The organism is Enterococcus wangshanyuanii (genome assembly GCF_002197645.1).
Classification (GTDB): Bacteria; Bacillota; Bacilli; order Lactobacillales; family Enterococcaceae; genus Enterococcus_L; species Enterococcus_L wangshanyuanii.
Genome location: NZ_CP021874.1, coordinates 1946838 through 1965973, shown reverse-complemented (window position 1 = coordinate 1965973; position 19136 = coordinate 1946838). Strand labels below are relative to the sequence as shown.

Annotated in this window: 35 protein-coding genes and 1 tRNA gene; 29 read left to right on the top strand and 7 right to left on the bottom strand. The window is 36.0% G+C overall.

The annotated features are described in order from the left end of the window. Positions 1-34: 34 nt before the first annotated feature. The 4 genes from CC204_RS09620 to CC204_RS09605 all read right to left on the bottom strand — a co-directional run bounded on the left by CC204_RS09620 (position 35) and on the right by CC204_RS09605 (position 2009). On the bottom strand, positions 35-469 hold the full coding sequence (locus CC204_RS09620) for a LysM peptidoglycan-binding domain-containing protein (RefSeq protein WP_227011124.1): 435 nt from the start codon (positions 467-469) through the stop codon (positions 35-37). A 57-nt stretch (positions 470-526) separates the two neighbouring features. Then, complete coding sequence (locus tag CC204_RS09615; RefSeq protein ID WP_088269970.1) at positions 527-856, bottom strand: hypothetical protein; 330 nt, start codon at positions 854-856, stop codon at positions 527-529. Positions 857-959: 103 nt separating this feature from the next. Further along, positions 960-1631, bottom strand: coding sequence for an ImmA/IrrE family metallo-endopeptidase (locus CC204_RS09610; RefSeq protein WP_088269969.1), 672 nt, complete (start codon positions 1629-1631; stop codon positions 960-962). Positions 1632-1649: 18 nt separating this feature from the next. Continuing rightward, positions 1650-2009 carry a helix-turn-helix domain-containing protein gene (locus tag CC204_RS09605; protein ID WP_088269968.1) on the bottom strand — a complete coding sequence of 120 codons (360 nt, stop codon included), beginning with the start codon at positions 2007-2009 and terminating at the stop codon, positions 1650-1652. A gap of 278 nt (positions 2010-2287) precedes the next feature. On the opposite strand from CC204_RS09605, the gene CC204_RS09600 reads away from it, so the two are divergent. The 3 genes from CC204_RS09600 to CC204_RS21385 all read left to right on the top strand — a co-directional run bounded on the left by CC204_RS09600 (position 2288) and on the right by CC204_RS21385 (position 2996). Continuing rightward, complete coding sequence (locus CC204_RS09600; protein WP_088269967.1) at positions 2288-2479, top strand: hypothetical protein; 192 nt, start codon at positions 2288-2290, stop codon at positions 2477-2479. 12 nt (positions 2480-2491) lie between these two features. Continuing rightward, positions 2492-2707 (top strand): hypothetical protein, encoded by a 216-nt coding sequence (locus CC204_RS09595; RefSeq protein WP_088269966.1) that lies wholly within the window; start codon positions 2492-2494, stop codon positions 2705-2707. Positions 2708-2843: 136 nt separating this feature from the next. Further along, positions 2844-2996 carry a hypothetical protein gene (locus tag CC204_RS21385; protein ID WP_188634562.1) on the top strand — a complete coding sequence of 51 codons (153 nt, stop codon included), beginning with the start codon at positions 2844-2846 and terminating at the stop codon, positions 2994-2996. Here CC204_RS21385 and CC204_RS09590 read toward each other — a convergent pair. Together CC204_RS09590 and CC204_RS09585 are read right to left on the bottom strand one after the other, a co-directional pair. Continuing rightward, complete coding sequence (locus CC204_RS09590; RefSeq protein WP_088269577.1) at positions 2983-3636, bottom strand: hypothetical protein; 654 nt, start codon at positions 3634-3636, stop codon at positions 2983-2985. The two genes, CC204_RS21385 and CC204_RS09590, sit on opposite strands and share 14 nt — an antisense overlap. A 98-nt stretch (positions 3637-3734) precedes the next feature. After that, positions 3735-3950: a hypothetical protein gene (locus CC204_RS09585; protein WP_088269576.1), complete on the bottom strand. Its 216-nt coding sequence runs from the start codon at positions 3948-3950 to the stop codon at positions 3735-3737. Between the two features lie 73 nt (positions 3951-4023). On the opposite strand from CC204_RS09585, the gene CC204_RS21695 reads away from it, so the two are divergent. After that, entirely contained in the window at positions 4024-4158 is a 135-nt protein-coding gene (locus CC204_RS21695; RefSeq protein WP_257790114.1) for a hypothetical protein, read from the top strand. Here CC204_RS21695 and CC204_RS09580 read toward each other — a convergent pair. Then, positions 4155-4364, bottom strand: coding sequence for a hypothetical protein (locus tag CC204_RS09580; RefSeq protein WP_088269575.1), 210 nt, complete (start codon positions 4362-4364; stop codon positions 4155-4157). The genes CC204_RS21695 and CC204_RS09580 overlap by 4 nt on opposite strands. A gap of 93 nt (positions 4365-4457) precedes the next feature. On the opposite strand from CC204_RS09580, the gene CC204_RS21170 reads away from it, so the two are divergent. From CC204_RS21170 to CC204_RS09455, 25 genes are all read left to right on the top strand, one after another. Further along, the gene (locus CC204_RS21170) at positions 4458-4628 is read left to right on the top strand and encodes a hypothetical protein (RefSeq protein WP_157894254.1); all 171 of its coding nucleotides are present in this window, start codon (positions 4458-4460) and stop codon (positions 4626-4628) included. A 13-nt stretch (positions 4629-4641) separates the two neighbouring features. After that, a complete protein-coding gene (locus tag CC204_RS09575) occupies positions 4642-4920 on the top strand; it encodes a hypothetical protein (RefSeq protein ID WP_088269574.1) in 279 nt (92 codons plus the stop codon). Between the two features lie 214 nt (positions 4921-5134). Next, complete coding sequence (locus CC204_RS09570; protein WP_088269573.1) at positions 5135-5425, top strand: hypothetical protein; 291 nt, start codon at positions 5135-5137, stop codon at positions 5423-5425. Then, complete coding sequence (locus CC204_RS09565; protein ID WP_088269572.1) at positions 5382-5738, top strand: winged helix-turn-helix transcriptional regulator; 357 nt, start codon at positions 5382-5384, stop codon at positions 5736-5738. The genes CC204_RS09570 and CC204_RS09565 overlap by 44 nt, the downstream gene beginning before the upstream one ends. A gap of 14 nt (positions 5739-5752) precedes the next feature. Continuing rightward, positions 5753-6538: a PD-(D/E)XK nuclease-like domain-containing protein gene (locus tag CC204_RS09560; protein WP_088269571.1), complete on the top strand. Its 786-nt coding sequence runs from the start codon at positions 5753-5755 to the stop codon at positions 6536-6538. 11 nt (positions 6539-6549) lie between these two features. Beyond that, positions 6550-7254 (top strand): AAA family ATPase, encoded by a 705-nt coding sequence (locus CC204_RS09555; protein WP_088269570.1) that lies wholly within the window; start codon positions 6550-6552, stop codon positions 7252-7254. A gap of 2 nt (positions 7255-7256) precedes the next feature. After that, on the top strand, positions 7257-7778 hold the full coding sequence (locus tag CC204_RS09550) for a hypothetical protein (protein WP_088269569.1): 522 nt from the start codon (positions 7257-7259) through the stop codon (positions 7776-7778). 502 nt (positions 7779-8280) lie between these two features. Continuing rightward, complete coding sequence (locus tag CC204_RS09545; protein WP_157894269.1) at positions 8281-9993, top strand: hypothetical protein; 1713 nt, start codon at positions 8281-8283, stop codon at positions 9991-9993. After that, positions 9990-11450 (top strand): ATP-dependent DNA helicase, encoded by a 1461-nt coding sequence (locus tag CC204_RS09540; RefSeq protein ID WP_088269567.1) that lies wholly within the window; start codon positions 9990-9992, stop codon positions 11448-11450. The genes CC204_RS09545 and CC204_RS09540 overlap by 4 nt, the downstream gene beginning before the upstream one ends. Continuing rightward, entirely contained in the window at positions 11447-11917 is a 471-nt protein-coding gene (locus CC204_RS09535) for a crossover junction endodeoxyribonuclease RuvC (RefSeq protein WP_088269566.1), read from the top strand. The genes CC204_RS09540 and CC204_RS09535 overlap by 4 nt, the downstream gene beginning before the upstream one ends. 3 nt (positions 11918-11920) lie before the next feature. Next, complete coding sequence (locus CC204_RS09530; RefSeq protein ID WP_088269565.1) at positions 11921-12313, top strand: YopX family protein; 393 nt, start codon at positions 11921-11923, stop codon at positions 12311-12313. After that, positions 12314-12514 (top strand): hypothetical protein, encoded by a 201-nt coding sequence (locus tag CC204_RS09525; protein ID WP_088269564.1) that lies wholly within the window; start codon positions 12314-12316, stop codon positions 12512-12514. It abuts the gene before it with no gap. A 115-nt stretch (positions 12515-12629) separates the two neighbouring features. Beyond that, positions 12630-12827 (top strand): hypothetical protein, encoded by a 198-nt coding sequence (locus CC204_RS09520; RefSeq protein WP_088270639.1) that lies wholly within the window; start codon positions 12630-12632, stop codon positions 12825-12827. Further along, positions 12814-13338 (top strand): DUF1642 domain-containing protein, encoded by a 525-nt coding sequence (locus CC204_RS09515; protein WP_088269562.1) that lies wholly within the window; start codon positions 12814-12816, stop codon positions 13336-13338. The genes CC204_RS09520 and CC204_RS09515 overlap by 14 nt, the downstream gene beginning before the upstream one ends. Continuing rightward, on the top strand, positions 13335-13529 hold the full coding sequence (locus CC204_RS09510; protein WP_088269561.1) for a hypothetical protein: 195 nt from the start codon (positions 13335-13337) through the stop codon (positions 13527-13529). Before CC204_RS09515 ends, CC204_RS09510 begins: the two co-directional genes overlap by 4 nt. Beyond that, positions 13526-13987: a hypothetical protein gene (locus CC204_RS09505; protein WP_088269560.1), complete on the top strand. Its 462-nt coding sequence runs from the start codon at positions 13526-13528 to the stop codon at positions 13985-13987. The genes CC204_RS09510 and CC204_RS09505 overlap by 4 nt, the downstream gene beginning before the upstream one ends. 496 nt (positions 13988-14483) lie before the next feature. Then, positions 14484-14663, top strand: coding sequence for a hypothetical protein (locus CC204_RS09495; protein WP_088271677.1), 180 nt, complete (start codon positions 14484-14486; stop codon positions 14661-14663). 31 nt (positions 14664-14694) lie between these two features. Further along, entirely contained in the window at positions 14695-15123 is a 429-nt protein-coding gene (locus CC204_RS09490) for a class I SAM-dependent methyltransferase (RefSeq protein ID WP_227011260.1), read from the top strand. A 33-nt stretch (positions 15124-15156) separates the two neighbouring features. Continuing rightward, positions 15157-15363 (top strand): hypothetical protein, encoded by a 207-nt coding sequence (locus CC204_RS09485; protein WP_088269557.1) that lies wholly within the window; start codon positions 15157-15159, stop codon positions 15361-15363. Beyond that, on the top strand, positions 15360-15578 hold the full coding sequence (locus CC204_RS09480) for a hypothetical protein (protein ID WP_088269556.1): 219 nt from the start codon (positions 15360-15362) through the stop codon (positions 15576-15578). The genes CC204_RS09485 and CC204_RS09480 overlap by 4 nt, the downstream gene beginning before the upstream one ends. 4 nt (positions 15579-15582) lie before the next feature. After that, positions 15583-16026: a sigma factor-like helix-turn-helix DNA-binding protein gene (locus tag CC204_RS09475; RefSeq protein ID WP_088269555.1), complete on the top strand. Its 444-nt coding sequence runs from the start codon at positions 15583-15585 to the stop codon at positions 16024-16026. Positions 16027-16848: 822 nt separating this feature from the next. Continuing rightward, positions 16849-16917, top strand: a tRNA-Ile gene (locus CC204_RS09470). A 126-nt stretch (positions 16918-17043) separates the two neighbouring features. Beyond that, a complete protein-coding gene (locus tag CC204_RS09465) occupies positions 17044-17334 on the top strand; it encodes a hypothetical protein (protein ID WP_088269964.1) in 291 nt (96 codons plus the stop codon). 61 nt (positions 17335-17395) lie between these two features. Then, entirely contained in the window at positions 17396-17815 is a 420-nt protein-coding gene (locus CC204_RS09460; protein ID WP_088269963.1) for a helix-turn-helix domain-containing protein, read from the top strand. Continuing rightward, positions 17815-19128: a PBSX family phage terminase large subunit gene (locus CC204_RS09455; RefSeq protein ID WP_088269962.1), complete on the top strand. Its 1314-nt coding sequence runs from the start codon at positions 17815-17817 to the stop codon at positions 19126-19128. Before CC204_RS09460 ends, CC204_RS09455 begins: the two co-directional genes overlap by 1 nt. Positions 19129-19136: the final 8 nt, after the last annotated feature.

Below are 19136 nucleotides of genomic sequence, written 5' to 3'. Positions count from 1 at the left end.
GTACTTGCTTCTTGGTCGGAGAGGGTACGTTTTTTTATTTTACTCTTAATTCTTGCCCTGGCTGTAACATTTCTTCACCAGTCATACCATTCAATTCCATCAATTCTTCTAATGTTATTCCGTTTCTAGCAGCAACTTGATTAGGACCTTCATCTGGTTGAGCTGCATCATATATGGCTTGTTGAGGTTCAGAGGTTTGTACAGGTTGTTCTTCACTACTAGGGACAGCTTCCTCAGCAACTACTTCACTTTCTGGCTGTTGTGTTTCTTGCAACACTGCAGCACTTTGATTTGTTTCAGAACTAATTGTAGTAGAAGAGCTACTAATTGATGTAAATGATTCTTTCGTGCTTGAGCTAGTTGACTGTTCTGTTTTTGAAGAACTGCTGGAATCTTCTGTTTTACCAGTATTACTTCCACAACCAGCTAATGCGATTAAAACAATACTTACCATAAATACTTTTTTCATTTCTAAATCCCTCCATAATCCGAGCATTCTTTATGGTTTAAAAGTAAAACCTGAATATTAAACTTTTTCATAAGTGATAATAAAAGATCCCATTGTACTAGTTACTTTAGTGATTTTGACAATCAGCTCTTCGCCTTCTTTAACTTTTGGATTTTCTGGTGAAACAAAGTTTAAATGTTCTCCAGTTTGAATATTATATCCAAATGCACTATCTGGAACTAGTGCAGTAACTTTAATCTTTACTGTTTTTCCTTCCAAGTCATCCCCTTTATTTAGAGCTGTTTCAGCATCTGTTTCAGTGTAATCAGCCTTTGTTACTTTAGAGCCACAGCCAACAACTAATAACACCATAACAATAAACGCCAAAAAAATTTTAATTTTTTTCATGATTCAATTCCCCATTTCATGATATAATATTTTTGCCAAGAAATATTATTTAAAAGACACCTTGTTATGTTACCGCATAATAGGGTGTTATTTCGTTTTAGATTTATATGATTGCTTCATAAAAAGGATTGCTATAAATAATTTTCTGTTCAAGATTGTTTCCGAGATCAATGGCTAATCTTTTAGAGTTGCCATTCATAATTTTACTTGCTGTATGCGATGCCGCCTGATAAGAAGCTTCAAAGCTAGCTTGCATTTGTTGTAATAAACGCATGTATATGGCTTGCTCTGATATTCCGTATGTTTCGGAAATAAAATATGGGGAAGTCCCTTTTTTAAGTTCGTTTATTAAAACTGGCTCAGGTAGTAAGATAGACGATGCTCCTATATTTGCTTGGAATTCTGGCAAAATATCAGCTAAGGAATAGGATAAAGTTTCTTTTGTATCTGTAAACATATTGTTCTCGTCATTTAAATGATAGAGAAAATGAGTGAATTCATGTGATATAGTAAAGTTTTTTCTCTTGGTACTCATGTTTGAATTGTAAGCTAGGGTTGTTTCGTATGAGTCTTTCACAATCATCCCCGAAATGGATCTTCTAGCTGATTTTTCGAAAGGGAAAGAGCGTATATTGATTCCTTTTGCAGCAACTTCTTCCCAAAGATAATTGTATTTATAACTATTAACATTTAAATTCATGCCAAGCATATTGGCAGAGATAAACTCATTTATTTTATTTGAAAAAGCTAAATACTCATCTGATTCAATCGACATACATATTGGCCACCCTACTTAATTATTATTTTCTCGTTCTTTCTTAATTTCATCAAGCCTCCACGCAAAAAAACGTTCCATCTCGCTTTCTATTTCATCAATTTCTGTTTTGGATAATCCATCTGTATCCATTCTCATCATAACTTGTTTAGCCATAGACGAATCATTAGTAGTTACATTTGGATTATCAGTTCTGCCTAATAAGTAGTCAGTGGAAACTTCAAAGTATTCTGCTACTTTTTGTAAAGTCTCAGCTTTTGGTGAACTGGTTTTCCATGAATAAAATGCGTGTCTACTTAAATCTAACTTTTCTGCTAATTCAACAAGACTCAATCCTTGTTTTTTTGAAAGTTGAGAAACCCTATCAAATAAGTTCATAATACCACCTTAAGTAAATACAGACCGTTATATTATAAAACTTTCTACATTTATACTTTACATGTTAAAAGTTTTGTAATACAATGAGCGTGTAAGTTAATTTGATAGATAAAAAGCTACTAAAACAAACCTACTACGTTGTCCGACGAAAAAAGGCTTATATGTTTAGGCTTATTAACTATGTTTACATTTTATAAAACTTTCTACATCAAGTCAATGTTTTTATAAAGTTTTCTATTAAATTAACTTACACAATTAGTAAAAGGAGGTTGAGAAGAATGCCAGATACAACTATAGGCAGAAACAAGATTAGAAAATATTTTGATACTCACAAAATTACTCTTGTTAGTGTTGCGACTTATTTCGGAATTCCGAAGCAAGATTTGAATGATTATCTGTCTGGAAAAAATCAAAGTAAAAAGGCTCATGATACTTTAACGGCAATTATCGAATATTACAAAATTAGATAGGAGGAAAAGAACATGGCAAATGATCTGACTAAAGCAGAGTTTAAAGAAAAGTTCCACATGTCCGAATCTACCTATCATAGACGTATGAAACTTTTTAAAGAATCGCCATTCAGTTCTGGCTATAAGGCAGTTACCTCTAAAGATGTTTGGATTGACGTGGATTTGTATCATCAATTCAAAGATTGGTTAGCAGCTAACAGCATGAGAGTTAGAAAGGAAACAGCATGAAACTACCAGCAATACTAATCCTGCTATGCATATCCATCTTCTGCTTTTCAGTAGGTGAGAAGATACAAGGCAGCATATTTCTAGCTGTGGTGTGGGTAGTAGTCAATCTATCTCTTATATGGAAGGAGGAAAAGGAATGAATGAATCAGTAAATATTGAAGTAGAAGTAAGTGGAATTGATGAAGCGACTAAAAAAGCTGAACGATATGTTGAATTGTTAAAAGAAGCCAAAACGTTGGCGGACGAATCGGCTTCGATAAAATTTGAAATAGGAACTAATCTTTCTTAGGAATCAGAATTCTTAGTAATGTAACAACTGAAATAGCTAAAATCAGTGGATCTAATTTACCGACAGAAGCTAACAGGACCCAATTATAAACAGACTGATGAATGAAGCTAATTGCTTCTTCTTGGAAAGTCTCTTTAGAAAATAATTTTTCCACAAAGGAGGGGTTACTATTTGGAAATTTGTCTACAACCTGTTTTTCATTTTCGGGGTTACCCGTTTCATTAAGTTCGTTACACCCATTATCTGCGTCTGCATCCTTGATTTCTGCGTTTGGATCGGCTGTAGCGATAGAGTTATCTCTAAGCTCTGTAGAGTTTTCCGAAGACTGGTTGCTAATGAATACAAGAGCCTTTTCGAGTAATTTTTGATCATGATCAGATAATTCTTGTTCCTTAGCAAGATCATGCAAACGATCCTCTAGAGAGATAATATTAGATTTTACTTGTTCAGTGTCATACTCTTCCGTATCTTCAGAAATAAAATTGGGTAATACAGGAGGAGAAATGTTGATTAGTCTTGTTATTGAGTTTAAGTGTTCAATGTAAGGTCGGAGGTTTTCTGATACAGCTTCAATAATTTGTCTATTTGGTTCTAATGCTGCATTAAGTAGCTCGTAACGTTCTTTTATTGGCGCGAACATTTCTTGTTGCTTCTTCATATACTCGAGAAACTGTTCGTCGAAGGGACTAATATAATCAACTATAATATTTCACCTACTCTAAATTATTTAAATTGAATTTAGTATGAGAATGGCTCTTCATCAAGTTGCTTGAGAGAGTCATCGAGTTTTACAGATTCTCTTTTGTTGTGCTTTAAAGCTGCTGAATAAGCATTTTGGTAATGCGAAAGTTTATCATCAATAACATCTCCACTTGTGAAAGAAGAATTATCATTTTGAAAACTTGCGACACATGCTAAAGCAAATTTTTCAGGATTAATTTTAATTTTAAACACCTCGCTTATTTTATTTCAGCGGACCACTTGCTGATAGATAAAGTATACCCAAAATTAGAAAGGAGTGACCGATATGAAAATCAATGATAAAGACATAAAAGAGATCATCGTAACTGACAGAGAAGGCAACTTATTAGCTAGTCTTAATGATGACAATCTAATAACTCATGATTCTATAAATGTTGAACTGGTCGAGTTTAAGAACTAATCTAAGTTGTTGTTTCTTGCTTTATCTGGGTTTGATACGGGGGTATCAATTCCATTAATGTTTCTAACGTGATAATTCTCGTAATTACCGTTTTTAATCTCTTTAACGAATTGGTTTCTAGTCATATTTGTACCTTTAAAATTGTCATGAAAATTTTGATTTCTTCCATTGCTGTCTTCTGAAGTAACTGAAATTCTTTTTGGCATAGAAGGACTCCTCTCTATACAACCAGTTCAACGTATTAAGTATACCAAGGTGAAACATTTACAACAATATGAATTTAAGAAAGGAGCACCAAAATGAAATCAAAACTAATTAACGCACTACTAGACGTTCCACTAGCATTGCTATTGGTTACAGTGCCTAAATGGGCAGGCTTACTCATGATCGCTGTATACGTGGTCAACAAGACGTTTGAACTGCCTAAGATGATCAATGTTAATGGCAGAAAACGAAAAATAATTAATTAAGGGAGGAAATCAAATGTCAGCACCAGAAAGAAAGCTACACAGATCAGCAAGTAGTATCTATTCAATCGGCTTTGTAAATAATACAAGGAAAGCACGTAAGAAAATACCTAATGATTTGGAGATTGGTGATCAAGCATTAATCGATTGTGATGTGGTAGTAAAAATTATCAATAAAGGTAATTGTGCAGCAACTGTGGAATTTAGCAATGGAGATCGTACGGTGATTAGTTATGATCGACTTTCTAAACTACAAAAAGAGCCAACTTCGTTTGCAGACGAAGAAGGCCAATAATATAAATCAATTTTATTAATTATACCATGAAAGGACGTGATCTGAAATAGAGACTACTATTGAACATTTAGACTGGATAATTTCGGAACTAGAGGAGCGAGGAACTGATGTAGTTTATGTAGATCACGAATTTTTTGATGATGTAATTGTATTCAGCCTAGAAAAGGCGAAACAGATGAGAAATAATTTAATCTCGAAAGGACGTGAGAGGTAAATGGCACAACTTTACTGGCATGATACGATACCTAATCGTTTGATTATGCATGAAAACAATGGACGTCCAGGTTCTTCACTAATTATGGATCTATTTTCAGGAAACGTCATTTCTGTTTATCAGGATTCGGATGTCCCAGTAGTGAGAGACAAATTCGAAGCAATGGATGAAAGTGTGAATTTCGAGTTAGATGATTACATTTTCTTATTACAAAGCCAAATAAACCTATTGGAGGGATGGAAGAAAAATGAATACAAGAAAGAAACGGGTAGCGAAATTCATTCAAGCTAATCCGACTGCGACCAATCAAGAAATTGCACAAGAATTGGACATTAATGAAAATTCTGTAAAAGCGTACATCAGCCAGTTGAAGCGAGATAACTTTATCAAGGTAAAACAAGATACAGATGGTCGTAAAATCGAAACGCTCGACGAATATGAGGCGGAAAATATAAATTCTGCTACCGCGCAGAAGATTGAGATCAAAAAAGAGGCATATACAAAATTATTAAATCGTTACATGGATGACTTTGATTTAACAGATGATATCGACATCCATTTAAAACTAGGTAATTCTATTTTGCGAATTTTAGATAATTTATAAGAGGATGTGGAAATATGACAACTTTGAATGATGAAAATTATTATGAGAAACAATGGGAGTTCATGTCCGCATCACAGTATAAAAGCTTCACAGTGTGCGAAGCAAAAGCGTTAGCAGAATTGACTGGTGAAATACCTAAAGAGAACACAGAAGCCTTTTTAGTCGGTAACTATGTCCACTCAGCATTTGAAGGTGATGAAGCACACGAGCAATTTAAAAAAGATCACGAACCCGAAATGTTAACGAAGCAAGGGAAGTTAAGAGCAGCTTTTATTGTAGCAGAAGAGATGGTGCAACGACTGAAAAAAGATACTTTTTTTAACAATCTATATCAAGGTGAGAAAGAAGTTATCATCACTGGAAAATTGCACGGAGAACATTGGAAAGGGAAAATCGACTGCTTAAATATTGAACAAGGGTATTTTGTAGATATAAAAACTACTGCAGATATTCATAAGAAAATTTGGTCTGAAAATCGTAGAGTTTGGATACCTTTTGTTGAAGCCTATGGCTACTACGAACAAATGGCCATTTATAAGAATCTTTTGGAGCAGAAATACAAAAAAGAATTCACACCATATATTATCGCGGTCAGCAAACAATCCCCTTGTGATTTAGAAGCAATCGAAATTAGGGAAGAGTTACTTGTTGTATCGTTGAATAACATCAAAGGGAATTTAGAACGAGTTTCAGGTGTAAAGAATGGTGAAATAAAACCTAGAATGTGCGGAAAATGTGATTATTGCAGGGGGCATAAAGAATTATCTGGGTTTGTATCTTCAGAAGAATTAATTAGTTAGGAGGGGATTTAATGGCTAAAATACTCAAATCAGAGAACATCAATCGGTTTGATCATTGGACTACCTTAGTTTACTCAGAACCTGGTAAAGGCAAAACGAGCATGGTTAAATCATTAACTGGTCGAACGATTCTGTTTTCAGTCGATGGAATGTATCACGTTTTAGCAAAATTAAAAGATATTGAAATCCATGTAATGGACAATAAGAAGCCATTTGATGAGTTAGGCGATTTTTATCGTTACTTATTAAAGCACAGTTCTGAGTTCGATAATGTAGTAATTGACAATTTATCAACTTTCCAAAAGTTTTGGTTGAATGAGAAATCAACTGAATCAAAAAGCGGAATGCCCGAAATTAAAGACTACGGTGTAATTGATCGTGTATTGCTTGATTTTATCGCGAGTTTAAAATCATTAGGTAAAAATATATTGATTTTCGCTCACGAAAAGAAAGTAGAAGTGACGATGGAATCAGGCAGAGTCTACACGCAGTTTCAACCAGACGTCAGGAACCTTGACGCTATTATGGGGATCGTCCCTTTGGTAGGTCGTTTAGTTATTATCAACAATCAAGAAACCCAAAAAGAAGAGCGAGTAATCGTTCTGCAGCCAACACAAACAACCCGAGCAAAAGATCAACTAATCGGTAATTTGCAAACCATTAATCAAATGGATTTGCTTCCAATATTACAAAATACAAATGAGAAGGAGAAATAAACATGGGACTATTAGACACTTTAAGCAACATCAAAAAAGAAGGATTTGATCCAAAGAAAGATAAGGTAGCAACAAACTCTAAGCTAGACTCAGGAACATACCCTGTTCGATTGAAATCAGCACAAGCGGACGTAAATAAACATGAACAAACGCAACTTGCGATTACTTTGGAGGTTGTTTCAGGGAAAGACAAGAATCGCTTAGAAGTGATTTATATTTCATTTGATGATGGACTTCCAGTTTTTGTATTAGAAAAAAATGGACGTACATTGCTCAAATTAGCAGCAATGGCAGGAATTGAATTTACAAAGAAAGATTTGGAAGATGAGTATACGGCGGCAATGGCATTGGAAAAAGTACTTGGTAGTCAATTCTTGATGAATTTATCAATCACCGAAAACAAAAAGAATCCCAATTATCCTTATCGAAATTACGATTTTGGACCAATGGAAGATGAAATCAATGATCCATTCGGTGGAACAGGATCGACTATTGACATTTCAGATGATGATTTACCGTTCTAAAAAGTGGTTACAAACATGGTTACAAACGTATTTTTCACAAAGTGCCAAAAACCTATTTGAGCTTTAGAGCCACATGAGATTGAGCGAGGTTACAAAAAAAGTTACAAAGTGGTTACACAGAGCAATAAATAACCTCGGATTTCAAAAAATACTAAAAACTTTTGTAACTGTAACCATGTTTGTAACTTTTCTGTAACCACTCTAAGTCTTACTCTCCCAAAGGATGTAGCGATTTGGTTACAAAGTTACACCTAGTATATTTAAATACTAATAATATAGATAAATAGAAAGATATACCCTTTTTTGTAACTTTTCACAAAGTTTTAAGGGTATATCTGATAAATTGCTATTCGAATGTTTAACTAAGTTTACCATGAAAGGAGTGATAAAACAAGTGGGAGAAATAATTTTCGACAAATCGAAAAAGAACCTAAAAAAGATATATAACAGAATTAATTCTACTAGTTTGACAAAACATACGAGAATGGACGAGGTTTTATTTGTGGCCATTGGAGGATACAGCAGAACGTTTGAATTGCTCCTTAAAATGGGCTTAGACAAAGAGGACATTGCAACATTTTCCAGTTTGAACTTATCGCAAAACTTTATTACTGAGACGCACAGAAAAAAAGTTGTTTATGTAAAAAAAATAAATTATGTGACTAGTGTTATCAAGGGAAGCACATTTTCAAGTAAAAATCTTGATTTGAATATTGCCGATGCTTTTGAAGAAAGCATGATGATCTATAAAAATGCTGAACGCACCCTTGTTATCGATAAACGAAGAGTGGTATGGAATAAACCATCTATAGTGGTCTTGGATGATCAATCACTCAATCTACAATATGATGGACATCGCTTTCTTTATCAAAGTGAAATTGGTTTCGTTCAAATCAGAAACAGAAATGCTGATCCAACAATCATTGTTAACGAGTTAGGTGACGTGGAAGAGGCAGATAGAATGATGTTTGCACTTTACCAAAAAGGACTTGTGGCAGAAGAAGAGATATTGAACGCTCTTACTAAATTACAAGCAACAGTTTTTCGCCAAGTCGATCAAGAATGGTTCATGAAGCCTACAGAATATAAAAGTATTGTAGGTTCTCATGATTTAGCGAATGCAATGAAAGATATCAAAGAATTAGGGATTTATCAACTAACTTCTAATAAAAAAATTGGGCGTGAAAATGCTCGCTGGATCGTTATCCCGAATGTTGCATTTGAATTTACTGGTTTTGAATATAAAGATGAGACAGATATATTCGAAGAGGAATTGCGAACAGAAGAACAACAAGAAGAGGCTTTGGCCTCTCAACAAGAACAATTATTGCAAAGTATTTTGTCAATAGAAATCCCTTTGAACATAAAAAAAGGATTTGTTGGAAGCGATATGCAACATAGTCCTTCGGAAACCTTACAATCATTCCTGGATGACGTCGACAATATAGAGGCTGAAAAAGTTGGTGGCATTGAATTACTATCAGGCGCTACCACCGAACAAGAATATAAACATATCAAGAAGTATCAGCTCGCGTATTTTATTGATGGAACTTTTAAAAACAACGAACGATCAGATAACAATTACATGGGAGGCCGTCGCTTAATTTCAATAGATATCGACAATGTTGAGTATACACGAGAAGAATTAGAAGAGAAATTAGAAGGTCAAGGATTATTCGGTTTAATTTACCCAACAGCAAAATACTACTTTGATCGATCTAACCGTTGGAGAATCATCTTGATGGCAGATTGTGAAATGAACAAAGAAGAATATAAAAATGTTGTTACTGGTGTAGCGAAAATGTTGGAACTAGAAATAGATGAGGTAAGTAAAAAAGTAGCTCAACTTATGGGCTATCCACTGGCAGTTTCAGACGTTTCGACAATTATTGGCACAATGGTCAACGTGGAACAGTTTAGACCTGCTAAACGAAAAACAATGAGTAATGTGGTCGATTTTTCTAATAGTTCTAAGTCATTGTTAACGTTTAATCACGCACAAGCTAGATTGTTAGCAGAGGTATTGGATCACGGTGTCCCAGAAGGTAGCCGAAATGAAACATACAGACAAGTATATATGTATTTAAAGGACACCTTAGACAACCCTGAAATGGAAAAATGGCATGACGAAGCGACTGAATTAATAGAGAAAACAAAAGCTCAAGCAATCTTAGACGGATTGCCTGAAAAAGAAGTGGAAGTGATATATCGATGAAGAACTATTCAAAAGCATTACAAGAAAATATTAAAAGTACGTATACTTATGCCTTTGTCAAGAACACAAAAAATTATAATGGACGAGCCGATCGATACAACCCGGTTGATTTCTTTGATCAGCTCTTGGAAGTAGAAAATCCGTTCATGGTTTTTATGGAACTTGACAGGTACGCGTTCAAAAATGCTAAAAATGCAATCGTGCGATATGGAATTAATTATACTGAAGAACAAGAAAGAGCAGCTAAAGTTTTCGTTGATGTTACTACAAAGATGCAACAAACAAGGAGTGATATCGTAGCCCTTCACATCGATGATTTGAAAGGAACTGGTGTTGTCTTATATGAAGAACCATATTATCTAACGACAAAAGACACACTTTATGTTGCAAAATCGATCCGGAGTCTTCCTCGAAACAAATTAACATTTAATCAGGTATATGACCAACACTTGAATATAAGTAAAGAACAACGAGAAGCTTTGGAAACTTGTGTAAAACATCAATTTTCATGTTTGGTTGGTGGAGCCGGAACTGGAAAGAGCTTTGTGACTGCAGAAATAATCAAGCAGTTGGAATTGAATGGAAAGCATGTGGCTGTGCTGGCGCCTACTCATAAAGCAAGAGAGGCATTACAGTCAAAAATAAAGGGGAGTAAAGTAAAAGTTCAGACAATCCACAGTTTTGTTTATAATCCCGCAAATTGTGATGCAATCGTAATCGATGAAAGCGGCATGTTATCAACCCCATTATTTGCTAAATTAATGCGAATCTATGATCAGCAGCAGCTAATTTTTGTTGGGGATAAAAACCAACTTGAACCAATTGAGTACGGTCGTCCTTTTGAACGTCTGCAAGAAATTTTCAAAACGGCTGAGTTAAAAGAAAACTGGCGGTCTGAATCTGCAGACATCATCGCATTGGGAAGAGAAATATTAGGTATTCCACAAAATTCCAATATGCCAATGCCAAATATAGAGGTCGTAAGTGATTCAGATGAAGCATTCAAAAGAGGGGCAGAAGTAGCATTATCCTTTACGAATCATAATGTCAAAGTGATCAATGAACAGCAACGAGTCAAACATGGTTCGGTCACTGTATCACCTAATTTTAGTATCAATGACATGATTGTTGCGAAAACAAACGAAAAAGACCGATTTTACAATGGCCAAATTTTCCAAATCATTTCTGCATATAGTGCCAAAAAGAAAGATAGTGAAGAAATTATCACTTTTAAGAATCAAAAAGATTTAGAAAATAATTTTGATTTAGCTTACGGCTTGACCATTCACAAATCCCAGGGGAGCGAATGGGATGTGGTTGCCTATCAACCAAGTGAAAATGACTATCAAAACTTGGCGTATGTTGCTGTCACTCGGGCTAGAAAAAAACTGATTATCATCGGTGATGCAATAAAAACAAATTATAAGCCTAATCGGGAATGGAGGCATATTGAATGAATCTTATTGCATTTGATCAATCAACAACAGCAACTGGTTGGTGCGTAATGGAAATGGATAGCTCTAAAATTGTAGCTTATGGAGTTATCCGTCCTTTGGGACCGACAAATGAGCGGATACGAGAAATTATAAAAAAGTGCATGACTTTGTGTAAAAAGTTTGAAGTAACGTTTGTTTACATCGAAGGTATTCAAGTACAACGGAATCCAGTAGTCTATGAAGTTTTAGCCAAGTTAAAAGGTACCCTAGAAATATGCTTAGAGGAAAAAGGCTATTTTGTAAATGTGGTCAAAGCAACAGAATGGAGAAAACGTGTTGGCATTAAAAATAAAAAAAGAGACCTTGTGAAACAAGAGGCCCTAGATATGGTAAAAGACATATACAAAATTGAGCCATCAGAAGACGAATGTGAAGCAATCCTTTTTGCCAAAGCATTTTCAGCATTAGATATTAGTAAAGGAGACTGAAGAATGAATAAACCGAAGTTTCGGGCGTGGGATAAGGAACGAGGAATGATGAAATGTCACGGATTGTTTCAAGGGTGTACTATAGCCCAATTATACAATGATGATTATCAAAATTACATGAGGTTTTTGGATGAGATCATCCTCATGCAATACACCGGACTAAAAGACAAGAACGGTGTTGAGATTTATGAGGGGGATGTGGTTAGGCAAGTGGCTGGCGAATATAGTTATATCGGTGCTGTAGAAAAAGACTGTTATCAATTTTATATTGATGGTATTGATCCACTTGATGCTTACAGTTTTGATGATGTAGCAGATACCAGTAATTGTACTGCGGATTTGGAAGTCATCGGAAACATCCACGAAAACCCAGAACTACTAAGTGGGGTGGAGTAAATGGAAAAAGCACATTACGTCATAGAATCAAAGCCAGTTAGAATAAGTGTTGTCTGCCCAAGTTGTGATGAAACTCAGTCATATGATTATGATTCGGTTTATAACAAATTTGGTGCCGATGCATATTACGGAAATTGTGGCAGCGTTGAATGCAAAAATTGCCAAAAAGATATTGAGCTAGGAAGCTGCGAATACGATTAAACAACAAAAAAGCCTAGAGCCACAACTCTAGGTCCGAGCGGTGATCGCTCGTAAATAGTGTATCAAAGATATAGCGTGATTTCAAATAGATTTTAGATGAGGTGGAGAAATGACAATGAAACGATATCTGCAATTTTATGATAATCATGAAATGGAAGTATCAGCTATAACAAAACTGAATGACTTTGCGGAGCGTTACAACAATCTAGAAGTAATAGGTTATCAAGTGGTATGGAACGAACAGATAAATAAAAAAGTAACTTATGTTTTAGTTAGTTATACAGTGGAGGACACAGCACATGGAAAAGATTGAGAAATTGATAGATGAAAAGATCAATGATTGGGATGATTGCTTAAACCGTCATTATGCTGGTGAGATACAGAATTCGGATGTATTAATCAGAGCTGCTTTATCGGATATGGAACAGCTCAAATCATCACTACCCAAACCAGTTGAGGTGCCGGAGTTTGTGGTGAAATGGTATGAACTCCATAAACGAGATTTAGAGCAGGAGATTTTTGACTTACATGTAGATTTGTATCAAAAAAATCTTGGCGATCGTACAGAGTTTGAAAAATGGGCTTCTTTTACCGAGAACAACCCAATCGAAACACTGATCCGCATGAAAGACGGCTACAAAGTGAAAAAAGAGCCGTTGTATTATATGCCAGTGCCGTGTCTTGATGAGACGTATTATGTGATTAATGAGAGTGGCATGGATGTCGCTTATGGTATAGGAGATAAATTTATGGGAAGTGAATTAGATAAATATTTTCCGGATATCAAGAAACTTGCTGTACCAGTGGAGGAGGATGCGGAATGAAACTAATTGTGACTAATCAAAATGGCGTAACGGAATATCAGCCGGATACAGAATCAATAACTTATGCCGATATCATTGATTGTCTTTGTTACAATAAACCTTTTGCTTTCCATGATAATAAGGAACAAGTATTTACGTTTATCAATCCGAATTTGTGTGGTGTTATCACCATTGAGGAGGAAACGCTATGACAGAGAAAACAAACATCGCAAAATTAAAAGAGACTGCAGAACAACTGCAAAATATCAAAAATGGTATTGGCACTAATGATAACAAAGTCAAGATGGATGCTTTTGTTGCTCTCAATAAGTTAAATAAAGTCATCGGACGATTAGAATCGGCTTGTGAAACAACTCCACCCTTTGCGGTCGGGGAGTATTACAGTTCTGATGGTGGCGAAAAAATAGTCAAAATATTAGGTAACGTAGCCAATCAAATTGAATATTGTGTATATGATGCTCAGTATGGCACTTTTAAAAAGTGGTACATTCCTGAAAAAGACATGACAGCTGTTTTTCCTAATTTAACACCAGCCACCGCCGAACAGATAGAAACGTTTAAGCGTGCCGAACAGTTTGCTGCTAAAGGACGTAAGTTGGATGAGTTTCGAGTGGGGATAGAATTGTCTTCGATGGAAAAGATGAAATAGTTGAAATCGATTCTTTAAGAGGAGATTGCGGTTTCAGCGGAACGTCTGATTTAGGAAATTATTACATCATATCAACACCGTCACATTTTGGAATAACCCTCATCCAAACAGCCGAAGAACTGCAGGAGGTAAATGATGAATCTATTTGATTTTATAGAAAAACATCCAGCTCTGACAATATTTATCGTATTAATGATTTATTACACAGTGGTTGATGGAATAAAAGCTCTTTATGGAAAGGGATGAGTAGGGATGACCGACAAATGCAAAAAATGCGGAACGGAAATACTGGAGTGCGATTGCCACCAGTGTCACGAATGTCATCCAGAAGAAATATGTGAAACGTGTGGTGGTTGCCACATAGACCACTGGGAAGCAGTAGATTGTTGGGCATCAGTAAATGATCCCGACTATGATCCGTGGGATATATAAACTAAAAGGGAGGAGTAGGAGATTTGTCCGGACGCAAAAAGCTTTTTACTCCTTTGTGATTATTATGGAATACGCAGTTTATAAAGGCGATGACCTTGTCGCTGTAGGCACTAAACAGGAATGTGCAAATCAACTAAACGTTAAGCAATCAACGATTGAGTTTTGGGCAACACCTAGTAATTTGAAACGTGATAAAGGCAAGAGGACGGTTGCAGTGAGGATGGATGGTGATATCTGTGACTAAGAAAATACTAGATGCCTGTTGTGGCAGCCGAATGTTTTGGTACGACAAACAGAATAAAGATGTCCTGTACATGGATAACCGACAACTTGATGACACTCTCTGTGATGGTCGAGCGTTAAAGGTTGAACCTGATGTGATAGCAGACTTTAGACAGATGCCATTTGAGGATAATAGATTTTATCATGTGGTATTTGATCCACCGCATTTAGTAAAAGCAGGCGAAAATAGTTGGTTGGCCAAGAAATACGGAAAGCTTGATGAATCAACTTGGCCAAGCGATATCAAACAGGGATTTGATGAATGTATGAGAGTTCTTAAGCCTAACGGAACGCTAGTCTTCAAGTGGAATGAAGATCAAATTAAACTATCAGAAATTCTAAAAGTGATTGACTGCGAACCCTTATACGGTAACAAAAGAGCTAAAACTCATTGGATTGTATTTATGAAACCCACCAACTAACAGCACAGTTGGCGGAGGATTGGAGGGGTGAGGATGTGTCAGTATTGCCAAGGTACAAGTTTTATCGATAATGATTTATTGATTGAGTTCGATGATAGCGAGGAACTCGTGGACACAGTAAAGGTTTATGTTACATCAGAAGCTAAACTATTTCTGCATAATGACTATGGAGCAGTAGCGGTACCAATTAATTATTGCCCGATGTGTGGCAGGAAGTTAGAAAGAGAGGGAAATGAATGATCAGAAAAATATATAAGCATTGGGAAGCAATTTTAATGGTTCTACTGTTTATCTCAGCAATAGTCCACATGTCATTTGGCTATGAGCTTAGAGCCTTGATATATGTAATCTTATTATTGGGTATAGGTCTGCAAACAAATTTAGAAGAACTGGTCAAATGGGTAAAGACTTTATGCAGTTTGCTTTACTGGAAAGAAAAAGGAAGAGAGGAGTAATGATTTGTACGAATGGTTGAGTAAATACCAGGAATGGGAACAGAAAATAGCTGTGCTCGATTGGGAGCTAGGTACCTATAAAAATGAGCTTAAACGTTGGAAAGATTCTAATGATCTTGGTAAATACTCTCTTGTTAAAGAGTCAAAAGCCAGTAAATTAGAAGATATCATCGAATCTCTTGAATATGATTTAGCTTTGAACATGAATAATCTATATGATTTGAAGAAAGTTATTCATTCGTTCAGAGGTATTGAACAGCACATCATTAGAATGAAATATGTAGAAGGATTGACTCTAAAAGAAATCGCCAGTGAATTAGGGTATACCTATGATCATATAAGAAGAAAACACAGTAAAATACTAGGGAAAGTGGAATTTAAAGAAAAATATGTGATTTTAAGGTCAAAAAGCCACAAAGAAGCCACAGACCCTATTGAAAAAACGTAATATAATAGTATTATCAAAAGTTTGCAAAATTTACCTACAGCAAACAATTACACAGCTATCTTCCCTATTTTAAAAGACGGTGATTATTGCTGTAGGTAGTTTTATAAGCACTCACAGGCTAACAACAAAAAAATTATAAAAGGATGGTGTAACATCTCCTCAAAAGGTTTACGCATTCTTGCCTGTGGGTGTATTACATAAAAGCTATGTAAAAGGAGGTAATAAAATGAATTGGTTTTGGTATTGGCATTATATCAATAAAAACGGTAAACACGGCATCATGTGTTAGTTGATTGAAACGAACAAAGCTTGCCTGTGGGTGTTTTACACAGGACCAATGCTCTGCAACTTTGAGTTGTAGGCAGCATCCGGCATCTACTGGATGTTAAGAAAAACTAGGGAGACGTTCCAGATACAGGCAGTTTGGTTAGTCCTGTATTGTCACTGTGGCGAAATGAGAAACGCTAAGGGCATTATCTCGGATAGTGAAACTTATAGTGCAAGGTTTGATTCCTTGTCAGTGGCAAATGCTAAGTGACGGAATAGGTAGACGTATTGCGGGAAAGATCAGATAAGGAACTAGAACGTAGGCTAATTCCTGAAGAATCCCTGATAAAAAATTAATCTGATCATGTGTGGTGCAAATCCACACCTTAGCAATTGGGAGGACTAAATTGCCCTTGGCTTTTAGTATCTGACCCATTAAACAGCGGGACGTATGCCCCCACAAATAGCAACCGAGGATGTGGTAGGGTTAGAGCCTGACGAGGTGGAAGCGGTGATACTGACGGAGTATCGTGTAGGTTGTTAAAAAATAGGTGAGGCGCTAGCACAATGGTAGTGCGCCAGATTGATAATCTGGAGATGTTGTTCGAATCGACGGCTGAGCCTTAAAATTGTGAAAAGGGCGGTTTAGCCTAGATATACAGCATCATTTCAAGTGGTGCTGTTTTCTTACATAAGTACAAGATCAGTCATTGACTGTAGCATATTTCATAAAAGTTAGGAGTGAAAGAAATGTTTATCCCAAAAGAAGTAGAAAGATTAATGACAATATACAAAAGTGTGTCGGAAAAAGAATTTGCTAAGATTATCAAAGATGATGCACAAGCAAAAGCGGATATGGAATTTACAGCAAAATGGTTAGAATCAGAATTGCAGCCATTTATAGACACGATAAAAGGAATTTTTAGACAAGTCATGGAGTCACTAGAACCATTAGTAGCTCAAATTTCAGAAAATCCCGGAGTGTTAAATTCATTAAACAAAAGCTTGACCAAAGAAAATGGTTTTAGTCTAGGTGCTTAATATTATTTAAAGGTCATCGCATTGCGGTGGCTTTTTATATTGTTTAGAAAGGGGTGAGGTCATGGCGAAATTTACGGAATGGCTAACTAAAGAGGGACTATTAAAAATCGAAGGTTGGGCACGTGATGGCCTTACCGATGAACAGATAGCAGAAAAAATAGGTATTAGCAGATCAACGTTAAGCAAATGGAAAAATGATCATTCGGACATTTCGGACACCTTAAAAAGAGGAAAAGAGGTAATTGATCGTCAAGTTGAAAATGCATTGCTCAAAAGAGCATTAGGATATGAGTATACTGAGGTAACAAAAGAACTGACTGATGCTGGTATGCAGACAACAAAGAAGGTCACTAAACAAGTGGCACCAGACACCACAGCTCAGATATTTTGGCTTAAAAATCGCAAGCCTAATGAATGGCGTGATAAGCAAGATATCAACCATTCTGGAGATATTGGCGTTACGATTGTGGATGATGTCTGATGGCAGCGAATCAAGTCAAAATTTCAGATATCATTACAGAACCGTTCAAAGAATTTTGGATCGTGTCGAGATGTAAAGAACATCTGCGGCATGTGCTAAAAGGTGGACGTGGTTCTGGTAAATCGTTTCATATTCCGCTAAGAATTCTAGTGGATATTATGGAGTACCCCGTTTCTGCAGTTGGAATTCGTAAGGTTCAAAATACATTATTAAAATCAGTATATGCAAACTTCAAAGGTGCTGCTAACGTTTTAGGCGTTCGGCATCTTTTTCGTTTTGTTGATTCAAGGTTAGAAATCACCTATCGCCCAAGAGGTAATAAGATCTACTGCATGGGTGCTGATGATCCAGACAAAATAAAGTCTATAAAAGATGCAGATTTCCCGTTGGCAATCGCTTGGTTCGAAGAACTGGCAGAGTTTAAAAGCGAAGATGAAGTCACTTCGATTGAGAATTCTATTCTACGTGAAGAGCTAGAAGGAAAAATCACTAGTGAGGCTGACAGGAAGAAAGCCTATCCTTTCGATTATAGCTTTTATTACTCATACAATCCGCCTAAACGTCGTCAATCATGGGTAAATAAGAAGTACGAAAGTAGTTTCATTGATAAGAATACTTATGTACATCATTCAACTTATCTGACAAATCCTCATCTATCTAAGAAATTCATTGAAGAGGCTGAAAATGTCAAAGAGAGAAAGCCTTTAAAATATCGTTGGGAATACTTGGGCGAAGCAATCGGCTCTGGTGTAGTACCGTTTGACAATTTACAAGTAGAAGCAGGTTCTATCACAGATGAGATGGTTGCTAACTTTGATAATATTCGTAATGCTGTCGATTTTGGGTATGCAACTGATCCATTGGCTTTTGTTCGTTGGCATTACGATAAAAAGAAAAACGGCATCTATGCGATTGATGAGATATACGGCGTTAAGATCAGTAACCGAGAATTAGCCAAAGAGTTACATGCTAGAGGTTATCAATCTGATGAGATATTTGCTGATTCTGCTGAGCCTAAATCGATAGCGGAGTTATCCGATGAACATAATATCAAAAGGATTGAGGGCGTTAAAAAGGGTCCAGATTCTGTGGAATATGGTGAGGAATGGCTGGATGACTTAGATTTCATTTGCATTGACCCATTAAGAACACCAAACCTCGCTAGAGAATTTGAGAATATTGATTATCAAACAGATAAAGATGGTAATCCTAAGCCAAGGCTTGAGGATAAGGACAATCACACAATTGATGCTACACGTTATGCGTTTAGTGAGGACATGACAACTAATGAATTTGAATTCTTTGAATATTAGGGGGTGGA